General features: G+C 39.6%; 11 protein-coding genes and 1 pseudogene. All 12 read right to left on the reverse strand.

Annotated elements, in window-relative coordinates:
• Positions 1-74: 74 nt before the first annotated feature.
• Complete coding sequence (locus JCM10596_RS21955) at positions 75-1,139, reverse strand: glyceraldehyde-3-phosphate dehydrogenase (RefSeq protein ID WP_025028946.1); 1,065 nt, start codon at positions 1,137-1,139, stop codon at positions 75-77.
• 168 nt (positions 1,140-1,307) lie between these two features.
• Entirely contained in the window at positions 1,308-1,871 is a 564-nt protein-coding gene (locus JCM10596_RS21960) for a lytic transglycosylase domain-containing protein (protein ID WP_025028947.1), read from the reverse strand.
• A 1-nt stretch (position 1,872) separates the two neighbouring features.
• On the reverse strand, positions 1,873-2,466 hold the full coding sequence (gene coaE / locus JCM10596_RS21965; RefSeq protein WP_025028948.1) for a dephospho-CoA kinase: 594 nt from the start codon (positions 2,464-2,466) through the stop codon (positions 1,873-1,875).
• Between the two features lie 29 nt (positions 2,467-2,495).
• The gene (gene ytaF, locus JCM10596_RS21970; RefSeq protein ID WP_025028949.1) at positions 2,496-3,176 is read right to left on the reverse strand and encodes a sporulation membrane protein YtaF; all 681 of its coding nucleotides are present in this window, start codon (positions 3,174-3,176) and stop codon (positions 2,496-2,498) included.
• Positions 3,177-3,301: 125 nt separating this feature from the next.
• On the reverse strand, positions 3,302-4,147 hold the full coding sequence (gene mutM / locus JCM10596_RS21975; RefSeq protein WP_025028950.1) for a DNA-formamidopyrimidine glycosylase: 846 nt from the start codon (positions 4,145-4,147) through the stop codon (positions 3,302-3,304).
• 59 nt (positions 4,148-4,206) lie between these two features.
• Positions 4,207-6,858, reverse strand: a complete 2,652-nt coding sequence (gene polA / locus JCM10596_RS21980; RefSeq protein ID WP_034682064.1) for a DNA polymerase I — start codon at positions 6,856-6,858, stop codon at positions 4,207-4,209.
• Positions 6,859-7,015: 157 nt separating this feature from the next.
• On the reverse strand, positions 7,016-7,945 hold the full coding sequence (gene hflC / locus JCM10596_RS27030; protein ID WP_234410611.1) for a protease modulator HflC: 930 nt from the start codon (positions 7,943-7,945) through the stop codon (positions 7,016-7,018).
• Position 7,946: 1 nt separating this feature from the next.
• Positions 7,947-8,876 (reverse strand): FtsH protease activity modulator HflK, encoded by a 930-nt coding sequence (gene hflK / locus JCM10596_RS21990; RefSeq protein ID WP_025028952.1) that lies wholly within the window; start codon positions 8,874-8,876, stop codon positions 7,947-7,949.
• A 45-nt stretch (positions 8,877-8,921) separates the two neighbouring features.
• Positions 8,922-10,154, reverse strand: coding sequence for a two-component system histidine kinase PnpS (gene pnpS / locus JCM10596_RS27035; protein ID WP_159102388.1), 1,233 nt, complete (start codon positions 10,152-10,154; stop codon positions 8,922-8,924).
• 190 nt (positions 10,155-10,344) lie between these two features.
• Positions 10,345-11,039, reverse strand: a pseudogene (locus JCM10596_RS27040) (response regulator transcription factor).
• Between the two features lie 159 nt (positions 11,040-11,198).
• Positions 11,199-12,140, reverse strand: a complete 942-nt coding sequence (mdh, locus tag JCM10596_RS22005; RefSeq protein ID WP_025028954.1) for a malate dehydrogenase — start codon at positions 12,138-12,140, stop codon at positions 11,199-11,201.
• A 56-nt stretch (positions 12,141-12,196) separates the two neighbouring features.
• The coding region (locus tag JCM10596_RS22010; RefSeq protein ID WP_025028955.1) for an isocitrate/isopropylmalate family dehydrogenase at positions 12,197-12,683 on the reverse strand (487 nt) is incomplete at its 5' end.

The following is a 12,683-nucleotide window of genomic DNA, read 5'->3' on the forward strand; positions in this document are numbered from 1 at the left end:
CTCTTTTAATCCCATGTCACACTTCGCCTCCGGTTACTTAAGAAAAAGGGAGCTTATCTTTCGCTCCCTTTTTCTTAAGTATACAATACTTCTTCTTCTCTGTCTGCAACCTGAGCCGAGCTCTTGCTATCATCCATCATTCTGTCACCTACATATTTCACCAAGTCAACAACACGGCAAGAGTAACCCCATTCGTTATCATACCAAGCAAGTACTTTAATCTGATGTTTGCCTAAAACCATGGTAGACAATCCATCAATGATGGAAGAATGTTCATTGCCAATGTAATCAGAAGACACTAATGGCTCATCTGAATACTGCATAATTCCCTTTAAGTGATCTTCACAGACACGTTGTAAAACGTGATTAACTGTTTCTACTGATACTTCCTTCTCTACATCAACGACAAGGTCAACAATGGATACGTTTGGTGTCGGTACACGCAGGGCAAGACCATTTAGCTTCCCAGCCAATTGAGGCAAGACCTTCGACACCGCTCTTGCTGCACCCGTAGTTGTCGGGATAATCGATTGAGCGCAGGCTCTTGCTCTTCTTAAATCTTTATGAGGATTATCTAAATTCTTCTGATCATTGGTATAAGAATGAACCGTTGTCATCATTCCTTGTTTAATCGTAAATTCTTCATCTAGAACCTTCACAATAGGAGCCAGACAGTTTGTCGTACAAGAAGCATTTGAAATAAGCTGATGCTGCTCATCGTTGTATTCTTGCTCATTGACCCCCATAACTATGGTAATGTCTTCGTTCTTTCCTGGAGCTGTAAGAATCACTTTTTTGGCACCGCTTAAGAAATGCTTAGACGCTCCTTCTCGATCATTGAATTTTCCTGTAGCTTCAACGACCACATCTACCCCTAGCTTGGACCAAGGTAACCTAGCAGGATCTCTTTCTGCTAATAATTGAATCTTTTGTCCATTAACAATCAGGGCTTGATCTTCTATACGAATTTCTTTATCAAATATTCCTTGAACAGAATCATATTTTATCAAATGTGCCAATGTTTCAGCAGGATAGGAAGCATTAATGGCTACCACCTCAATGGAAGGGTCTACGACAGCTCGTCTAAATACCATTCTCCCAATTCTTCCAAACCCATTAATCCCTATTTTAGTCTTCATCATTCGCGTCCCCTCTCTGAACGAGATCATTTATCTTTTAATTGTGTTATACTATATTATGCTTTTGATCAAATTAAGTATATCATATTTTCCAAAAAAATAAATACAAAAATAAAAAAAGGTACAATAGTATGTTACCATTGACCTTTTTAGAGGTTTCTCTAGGATCTAATTAAATTGATCTCGATAAATTTCTTCATACCGCTTCTTAAAATACAGTACCCTAGCAACATAGTGCCTTGTTTCACCAAAGGGGATTTGATCAATTCGGTATTCTGTCCCGTCCCATATTCCTGACTCTATCCAACGATCGACATGCCCTTGACCTGCATTATAGGCAACGATCGCCTTCAGTTCATCCTGATCGTATTTATTTATAAGATAAGATAAATACCAGCTTCCTAATAGAATATTGGACTTTGGATCATCAATATACGAATTGGGGTCCTTATGTAATCCGCTTTCCTTATTCGCCCATTTAGCGGTTTCAGGCATAAGCTGCATGAGTCCAGTTGCCCCTTTTTTAGAAAGCCGATCGTGATTGAAGCGACTCTCTGTTTGCATCACTGCTAAAACAAGATAAGGGCTTACTTCAAAATAGTCAGCGGCATCCTTCACTTCACTTTCAAATTGGATCGGATACATCATTTTCCAGAAAAAAGGACTATTTAAGAGGATGAATAGAGCAAAAATACTGATTAAATAAACCACATGCTTTAAAGATAACTTCATTCTACTCCTGTCTCCATTGTTCTAATATTTTCTCTAGCTGTTTTTTGGTTTCTTCAATACTTCCTGAGTTGTCGATGAAGGCATGTCCTTTCTCTTTTTTTAGTTCTATAGGAATTTGACTCCCTATTTTTTTATCGGCCATTTCCTCATCAATTTCATCCCTCTTCATGAGGCGACGCTTTTGAATTTCTTCTGGTACATAGACCACTAGCACCTTTTCTACCATATGTTCTAATTCACTTTCAAATAACAGAGGGATGTCCAATACAATTAGTTCAACTCCGTTTGCTAGGGCTTGATCCCTTCGTTCAGCCATCCGTGCCCTAATTGCTGGATGAATTAGAGCATTCAGCCTAGCTCTAGCCTGTCCATCGGCAAAAATAATTTCACCCAGTTTCGTTCGATTTAACTGCCCATCATCATGAAAGACAGAAGGTCCAAATTCTTCTCTAATATGACACCATGTAGGCTGATGTGGTTCAACCACTTCACGTGCTATTTTGTCTGCATCAATAATGACAGCCCCGAGGTCAAAAAGCAACCTCGAAACTGTTGATTTTCCACTGGCAATGCCACCTGTTAATCCAATAATCATGGTTCCGCCCTCTTCTTTACTTATTTCACTTAGAGTATCTTCAGTAGGCCAAATGTGATTAAAATGATAGCTGGTAAATAACTGATTCTTCTCATCCAGGAAGCATCAGAGAAAAAGCTCCCAAATTTCATACCAATGTAGACAAACAAACTGCTCATTGTGGCAATCAACACAGCAGTAAGCCAGGGCGAATAGCCCATTAACGCTGCACCGATCCCCGCTCCAAAGGCATCTAACGCCAAGGCAATGCCCAAAATAAAAGCCTCCATTCCTGAAATGACTCCAGAGCGATCCATGTCTGCCATCATCGGTTTGCGCAAAATCTGAATGACAATACCAAGAGTAGTGATTTCAATCGTCCATACACGTTTTGAATCCTGTTCAGCCTCTTGATTGTTTCTCTCCTCATCCTCTTCTTTATCCTGAATCTGCTGATGCTCCCTTGAACGCGATACATTATATAAAGCCCATACTCCAATTAAAAACAAGATGACCCCACCTAGCATTTCTGCAAAGCGCGGAGAAATAAAGTAGCTCATTCCCTGACCTAATCCCATAGCGACAATAATCATAACGCCTGAACATAAGGCAATAATGAAGATGGAGCGAATAGGAATAATCACCTTTCTCATACCATACGTAATTCCTACTCCAAAGCTATCTAGACTTACGGCAAAAGCTAAGACAAGTAATGAAACGAAATGGACCAATGTTGTTCCTCCTCCAATAAAACAATGTTGCGATACTTATATGATATGGAAGAGATCTAAAACGGTGACATTTGCCTATAAAGTAGAGTTCTATTAGGTGGAGTTGTGTGCAATAAGGAATCCATCTATTTTTCCTTTTGACACTTAGGGCAATAATGGGAGGTTCTACCTCCTACAATGGTTTTCTCAATCTGACTTGAACATTGGAAACAGGGTTCATTCAATCGTCCATAGATTTTAAGCATCTTCTTAAAATCCCCCTTCATTCCATCACCATAGGAGAAGTTTCGAAAGCTATTCCCTCCCAAACGAATCGATTCTCGAATAACTTCATGAATTCTGGTAAACATCTGTTTACATTCTCTCTCACTAAGCGAGCTTGCTAGACGCTTCGGATGGACTCCTTTGCCTTCATGAAACCAGAGGACTTCATCACAAATATAATTTCCCAATCCTGTGATGACCGATTGATCAAGGAGAAGTGCTTTGATGTGACGATTTTTCCCTTTGATTAGCGAGCGAAAGAGAGGATAAGTGAACTCTGCGGAAAGCGGGTCTACTCCTGCTCTGGATAGTCCTTTAATAACCTGATATTCTCCCTTAGGCACTAAGAAAAAATCGCCAAATTTACGCACATCGTGATAAGCAAGCCCTTCTTCTTCCTGCTGAAAATGAAAGAATAGATGCAAGTGCTTCTCAATTCGCTCCTCTTGAGGAATCATTTTAAACTTTCCAGTCATTCTGAAATGAACCACTAATTCATAGGAATCACCGATGGAAATAATCAAATATTTGCCGATTCGTTTGATGTCTCCAATAACTTGTCCCTCAAGAATAGCTTTAAACACCTCTTGATCATCTGGATGTTTGATGATTCTGGGCCAAAAAACATCCACCTGTTCAATGACCTTGCCGCTTATTTCTTTTCGAATCGTTCTTGCTACAACTTCAACCTCTGGTAATTCTGGCACTTCATTCTTCCTTTCTACCCTTATATATATGCAGGTAAACCCTATTGATACCTCATCTCTTATTTGGCATCATACCATGTTGGGCCATAGTTTAAGTCTACTTTCAATGGAACATTCAGCTCGATTGATTTTTCCATTACATCTGGAACCAATTTCATCATTTTTTCAATCTCATTCTCCGGCACATCAAAGATCAATTCATCATGTACCTGCAATAAGAGCTTAGACTGTAATCCCTCTTCTTTTAGACAATGATTCATTTCGATCATGGCTTTTTTGATAATATCTGCCGCACTTCCTTGAATCGGAGTATTCATTGCTGTTCTCTCGGCAAAGCTTCTTAGGTTGAAGTTTCGGCTATTGATTTCTGGCAAATAACGTCGACGCTGTAATAAAGTCGTCACATACCCATCGGCTTTCGCCTGTTGAACAATCTCCTCCATAAAACGCTTGACCCCAGGGAACGATTCAAAGTAACGATCAATAAACTCCTTCGCCTCTTTTCGCGTAATATGAAGATTTTGAGATAACCCATAGTCACTAATCCCATAGACGATACCAAAGTTAACCGCCTTGGCATGTCTTCTCATAAGGGAGGTCACTTCTTCCTCTGGTACATGAAAAACATCCATGGCTGTCTTCGTATGAATATCTTTATCCTGCATGAAAGCTTCAATAAGTCCTTGATCCTGTGAAATATGAGCCAAAATGCGCAGTTCGATTTGAGAATAATCGGCCGCCATAATCACTCGATTTTTTTCGGAAGGGATAAAGGCTTCTCTAATCTTCCTTCCTTCTTCTAAACGTATCGGAATATTTTGTAGGTTCGGGTCTGTTGAGCTTAATCTCCCAGTCGCTGCGATGGTTTGTTGGAAGGTTGTATGAATCTTATCTGTATCATCCGATATGACTTTTAACAATCCTTCAATATATGTTGATTGCAGCTTACCTAGCTGTCTATAGAGTAAAATCTTCGCTACCACTTCATGCTGTGGCTCTAGCTGTTCTAACACCTCTGCACTTGTGGAATACCCTGTTTTTGTTTTTTTGATCACTGGCAATCCTAGCTTATCAAATAAGACCTCGCCTAGTTGTTTAGGGGAATTGATATTAAATTCCGTTCCCGCTAGCTCATAGATTTCTTTGGTTAATTCATCGAGCCTTCCTTGCAGAGCCTCACCCATTTCCACCAGCTTGCTTCGATCGACTTTAATCCCTTCCACTTCCATATCCACTAAGACTCTTGCCAACGGAAGCTCCAAATCGAAAAATAAGGAAGTCAGCTTAAGCTCTTCTAATTGTTGGTCTATCTTTTCTTTTAGCTTAAAAACAAAATCTGCTTTCCTAGCAATATGTTGAGCTAACTCGTCAAGAGAGTCAGGAACCTTCTGTTTGGCTCCTTTTCCGTAAATTTGTTCATCACTGGGAATACTTTTACCAGCATGGGCTTTGGCTAAGGTATCGATTTCGTAGCTTGATTCTGATGGATTTAATAGGTAGGAAGCTAAGAACAAATCAGCCTCAATGCCCTCTAGAGCGATCCCCTGCCACATCAGAGCCACTTCAGCTCGTTTGCTATCGTATAACCATTTTTTCTGTTCAGAGGATTCAAGCCATGCTTTAAAGCTCGCTGAAGCCAACGCTACTTGAGTAGGAATATAGTACAGTCCATTCTCGTTTCGAAGACTTATGCCAAGAATTGGAGCTCGATGATAATTCTCTTGCAAGACCTCTAGATGCAAAGCCGATGGTGATACAAGAGCTTCCTCCCATAGAGCCGACTTCTCTTCATCGATGAGCTTAAACTCTACGTCCTCCGCTTCCACCTTACTATCCTCAACACTGCCTCCTACTCGCTCAATTAGTGATTTGAATTCAAGCTCTTGAAAGAACGGGATGACTTGCTCTGAGTGATACCCTTCATATACCGCATCATCAAGTTTGATTTCAAGCGGAGCCTCTCGAAGAATCGTGGCAAGCTCCTTACTCATAAATGCTTTCTCTTTATTTTCAGTCAGGTTCTCTAACAATTTCTTACCAGAAACTTCATTCAGATGTTCATATATATTTTCTACTGTCTGAAATTGATGAAGGAGCTTCAACGCTGTCTTTTCACCGACTCCCGGTACTCCGGGAATATTATCCGAGCTGTCTCCCATTAATCCCTTTAGATCCGTAATTTGTTCTGGTTTTAACTGATATACTTCTTCTAGCTTAGCTAAGTCATAATATTCAACTTCACTGATTCCTTTTCTAGTGAGGGCTACATGAATATGCTCTGATACCAGCTGAAGCATATCCTTATCTCCTGTATATACCTTGGTCTTCCAGCCTGCTTGATCTGCCTCTTTTGTGATCGTCCCAATAATATCGTCGGCTTCATAGCCGCTTAATTCATAATGTTTCACTGAAAAGGCATCTAACAATTTTCTCATGAGCGGGAATTGCTCTGAGAGTTCCGAAGGAGTCTTTTGACGCTTGCCTTTATACTCCTTATATTCTGTATGACGGAAGGTAATTTTTCCTGCATCAAAAGCAACCAATAAATGAGTCGGTTTCTCTTCTTCCAGTATTTTTAGTAAAATATTAGTAAAACCAAATACTGCATTGGTATACATTCCTTTATCGTTGTTTAATAAGGGTAAAGCATAAAATGCCCTATTTGCAATACTATTACCATCTACAATGATGAGTTTTTTTTCCATATTCATTCACCCGAACTTCCTTCAGATTATCACCTTTCATTCTAGCACATCGCCCTTTGAACCCCAAATAAAAAAGAAAGATTCCCTTGCCTTTGGACTAAACATGTTCATGTAGCAAGTTTAGTCAAAGGGGGAACCATCCTTTCTTTTTCCTTTATTCAGTTTAGTTACTGCCCATTAAATACTTAGCATAAGGTGAGTTAATAGGAATAATCATAACAGGCTCGCCCTGTAATGTCGTTTTATACGATTCTAGAGTACGATACATTGAATAGAACTCTGGGTCCTTTCCATACGACTGGTTATAGATACGAGCCGCCTCTTGCTCCCCTTCCCCAATAATCGTTTTTGCTTCGGCGTTGGCAGTCGCCAGCATTTCCTTCACTTGACGATCCGTTTCTGCTTTAATCTTATTCGCCTCTGCATCCCCTTGGGACAAGTATAATTGAGCCGTACTTTCTCTTTCAGAGATCATTCGGTTAAAGACAGACTGCTCATTACTCTCAGGAAGATCGGTACGCTTCATTCGAACGTCAACCACTCTAATCCCATAATTCTCTCTTTCCAACAGCTTATTAACTTCATCTCTCACCGTTTCATTAAAGCTGCCACGAGCTGATTTTTCACTATTAATAATTTCATCATAATTTAGTTTACCTAGCTCTGTACGGATATTGGAATAGATAATATCTCCTAATCTTCCTTCCACTACGGATACCGCACGGGCATTCTCAATCATCAGCTTTGGATTTTCAATTCGCCATATGGCATAATTATCCACCATAATTCTCTTCTTATCTAATGTGTTGATTTCAGCAGGTGGAACATCATAGATCAAAAGAAACTTAGGCAAGGTAGAAACTGATTGGATAAAGGGTAGCTTATAATTTAAGCCAGGTTGATCGATGACTCTTGTTACTTCACCAAATTGACGCACGACCTTATATTCATTCTGTTGAACGATGAAAAGGTTACTTAAAATGAGTGCTCCTAAGAGAAAGAGAAAAACGATAATCACACCAGCCAATGTATACTTCTTTAGATCTTTTGGTGATTTTGACTTCATTTCATAGACATTGTTTTGTTCACTCACTTTAATTTCCTCCCTTCTGTGGTTGGATTGGCAAATACTTCACCGTACCAGAATCATCATCCATAATATAAATTTGAGCATTTGGTAAAACCGTTTCTAACGTTTCGATGATAAGACGATGTTTGGTAATATCCTTACTGTTCACATACTCTTGGTATAGGGCATTAAACTTGGCAACATCTCCACGAGCCGTTTCGATACGTTCGATCTTTTGCCCTGTTGCACGACTAATAATCGCTTCCTTCTCTCCCAGAGCTACGTTTAGATTTTCGTTCTCATAACGCTTCGCCTGATTGATTTTCGTATTCATTTCCTCTCTGGCATCTGTTACCTTTCTAAAGGCTAGCTTCACTTCTTCATTAGGCAAGTCGACATCCTGTAGGTTTACTTCAACAATCGTGATCCCTAGACCATACTGGTCGATTAAATGCGTTAAAGATTCACGTACATCACTCATGATTTTGGCTCTTCCATCTGTCAGCGCATCGTCTACCTTTGAACTGCCGATGACACCTCTTAGAGAAGCAGAAGTGGCATTATATAAAACATTCTGAGGATTTGCGGTGTTGAATAGAAAGGCAACAGGATCACTAATTCTCCACTGTACCTCTAAATCCGCTAAAATAATATTTTCATCCCCAGTTACCATTTTCGCCTCTTTTGTATGCTCAATGATCTCTCCATTGCTATCTTCGTAACCAAAGGTTAAGCTGAAGGTTTCTCTGGATACCTTTCTCACTGTTTGAATGGGCCAAGGCAGTTTAAAGTTAAGCCCAGCTTGAACGATCGTATCATCAGGCTGCCCAAGTGTAATTAACACCGCTTGTTCAGATGAATCAACCGTATACCAGCTTGTCGTCGCTACTAAAAATAACAAACTTATGACAATAATACCGATCACGCCGGCATAAATTTGTTTTATACTTACCATATTTTCCCCTCTTTTCTTTTTAATCTGTTCCTTTGTATTCCATACTCAATTCACACCTCTTAATTTACGTAGCAATAAAACAAAAGTTTCATCTTTTTTTGTATACAAGCACACACAAAAAGTACTTCCTTTTCCTACTTCACTCTTCACAGAAATTTGCCCATGATGCGCTTCTACAAGATGCTTTACAATCGCTAGACCCAACCCTGTTCCACCTGAAGCTCGATGTCTTGCCTTATCCACACGATAAAAACGTTCAAAAATTCTAGGTAGATCTTCTTCACCAATGCCTTCTCCTGTATCTTCTATACAAATCCGATACCCTTTTGTTTCCCACTGCTCAATATAGATGGTGACTTTTCCTTGATCGGGTGTATATTGAAGAGCATTGCTAATCAAGTTAAGCAGGATTTGCCGAATCCGATCAGCATCTCCTTCTATCTGTGCCTTCAATGAATCTAGGAATCTTAACTCAATCTGCTTATGATCCGCTTTTGCTTGGACAAGCATCATGGTATCATCAATCAATTGATTAAGGTTAACAACGCCCCATTCCAAGCGAAAGCGTTTTTGCTCTAGATCAGAAAGATCTAACAATTCTTCTATTAGTCGATGTAAGCGATCAGATTCCTGACGAATAATCTCCAAAAATTGCTTAAGATGCTTTTCTGAGTGCATTGCGCCCTCCAGTAGCGTTTCAGAGAAGCCCTTGATTGAGGTCAGAGGTGTTTTCAATTCATGAGAAACATTCGCTACAAAATCCTTTCTCATCCCCTCTAGCTTCTTGATATCCGTAATATCATAAAAAACCAAAACAATGCCTGTTAGAACTTCTTTATGGTCTTTTACCGGAGCGACATAGAGCTTCACAATCAATGAATCTAGACCCATACCAATGGTTACTTGCTGCTTACTTTCTTTTTCAGTGAGGTAGGTATCTTGAATAATGTGGACAATTTCTTCAGGTAGCTCCACCTCATAATAGAGCTTATGCTGCACACTTTCTTCCCAATTGAGCATTCTATGGAGCTTGCGGTTTGTAAGTACGATCCGCCCCTTATGATTGACAAATAAAAGACCGCTAGCCATATGTTTGATCAAGGTTTGTAAACGATCTTCGTTCATATGCTGGTATTCCATGGTTTCTTGTAATTTCTCTGCAAGTCTATTTGTTTGATGAATTAACTCATTGAGAACTCCTTGCTTTTGAGCCGGATAGATTCTTCTCCAATAATAGCCCGTGCTAAGATCCTCCATGAGAGCCGTTATGTCATTCATCGCTGATAAATTTACTCTTATTAAATGATAAATACAGAAAAAAAGACTTCCTAGAAATAAGGAAGAAACACCTATATTCACATAGAGATGACTTCCTATAGGCTGAAGAAAATAATAATAGAGGAGAAAAAACAAGGATCCATGGAAAACGGAGAGTAAAACAAGAGAAAGTGAAAGTCGCAGAAGCCAGTTATGCATGGCGATCTGGACCTTCAAGTTTATAGCCTAAACCGCGAACGGTTTTAATATAACTTGCTTTGATTTTATCCCTGAGGTGCGAAATGTGAACATCAACAATACGTGTATCTCCAACAAAATCATAATTCCATACGGAATTTAGAAGCTGATCTCTAGTCAATACTCGCCCCTTGTTCTTAGCTAAATACACAAGAAGTTCAAATTCCTTGGGGGTTAGTTCCAATGGCTTGTCATCAAAAAAAGCTTCAAAATTATCTGGATTGATTCGTAGACTGCCTATCGTTATTCCTTCAGGCTGCCATTCATCTGAGGAGGCTTGCATTTGCGTTCGACGCAAAATAGCCTTCACCCTTGCAACCACTTCACGAGGCTAAAGGGTTTCGTTAAGTAATCATCTGCACCTAATTCAAGACCAATGATTTTATCTAATTCATCTCCCTTCGCCGTCAACATAAGAATGGGGGTGGAAATCTTTTCGTGGCGCAATTCCTTACATACTTCAAGACCGTTGATTTCCGGGAGCATAAGGTCCAGTATGATCAGATCTGGTTTTTCTTTTTTTGCTGTTTGAAGAGCTTCCTTTCCATCTAAAGCAACAATGACAGAGAAACCAGCTTGTTCTAGATTGAATTGCAACAAGGTAACGATCGACTGTTCATCATCTACTACTAACACTTTTTGATTCATATGCTTTTATCCTCCAAATGAATATAACAATAGTCCAGTATAATGTTACTCCTATTCCTTTCTATACCTACCTAGTAATATCCTCCTACTTTACAAAGAAAAAAAGGAAAAGCACCTAAGGTTTACAACCCCCTAGGCGCCCAAGTTCTTAGTAGAAATTTAGACATCTAATACCTTCATGACATTTCGAACAGATTCCGCAGAAACCTCTAATGCCGCTTTCTCTTCGGCAGTTAGCTCTAATTCAATTACTTTTTCGATTCCATCTCCACCGATAATAGTAGGTACACCCATGTATAATCCATTCAGACCATACTCTCCTTCTAAGTAGGCAATCGTTGGGATGATACGTTTTTTATCTTTTAGAATAGCTTCTACCATTTGTACTAAGGATGCCGCAGGTGCATAGTAGGCACTTCCATTTCCAAGAAGGTTTACGATTTCTCCGCCACCCTTACGAGTACGTTCAACAATCGCCTCCAAACGTTCTTGAGGAATTAACTTTTCTAGTGGAATCCCACCTGCATAGGAATAACGTACTAATGGAACCATGTCATCACCATGACCCCCTAAGACAAATCCTGTTACATCTTCTACGGATACATTCAATTCCTGAGCGACAAAGGTACGGAAACGAGCTGTATCAAGTACACCAGATTGACCAATAACACGGTTCTTAGGGAAACCAGAAGTCTTGTATACAGTGTACGTCATGGCATCAGCAGGATTGGTAAGGACGACTAAATAAGCGTTAGGAGAATATTTTACAATTTGCTCCGTAACAGACTTCATAATCCCTGCATTTGTATTGACCAAGTCATCACGACTCATTCCTGGCTTACGAGCGATTCCTGCCGTAATGACAACAACATCAGAATCAGCAGTATCTTCAAAATTACTTGTGCCAATCACATTTACATCAGAGCCTTGTACAGGAGTTGACTCAAGCATATCTAATGCTTTTCCTTTTGTCGGGTTCTCCATTTGAGGGATGTCAACTAGCACAACATCTCCAAGTTCTTTCTGACTTAAGATAAATGCAGTGGTAGCACCTGTAAATCCACTACCAATAACTGAGATTTTTCGACGTTTAATTGCCATATTACTCTCTCCTTAAGATAGAATATTGAACCCTTGATCATTCATAGTCCTATATATTATAGATTCTTAATTAGTTCGTTGGCAAATTCAGAGCATGCTACTTCCGTTGCTCCATCCATTAAACGTGCAAAATCATAAGTGACAACTTTCGATTCAATAGTTTTTTCCATGGAGTTCATAATAAGGTCTGCTGCTTCATTCCAGCCAAGGTGACGAAGAAGCAATTCTCCAGATAATAAAACAGAAGAAGGATTTACCTTATCTAATCCAGCATATTTTGGCGCTGTACCATGAGTCGCTTCAAAAATAGCGTGCCCAGTTACATAGTTAATGTTCGCCCCAGGAGCAATTCCGATTCCTCCTACTTGCGCAGCTAAAGCATCTGAAATATAGTCACCATTTAGGTTCATTGTTGCTACAACATCAAACTCATTTGGACGAGTTAGAATTTGTTGTAAGAAAATATCAGCGATCGCATCTTTAATAATAATCTTGCCTTCTGCCTCTGCCTTTGCTTGTGTCTTCATTAGCCGCTTTTTGTCC

It is taken from the genome of Caldalkalibacillus mannanilyticus JCM 10596 (assembly GCF_000615945.1).
Classification (GTDB): Bacteria; Bacillota; Bacilli; order Caldalkalibacillales; family JCM-10596; genus Bacillus_AT; species Bacillus_AT mannanilyticus.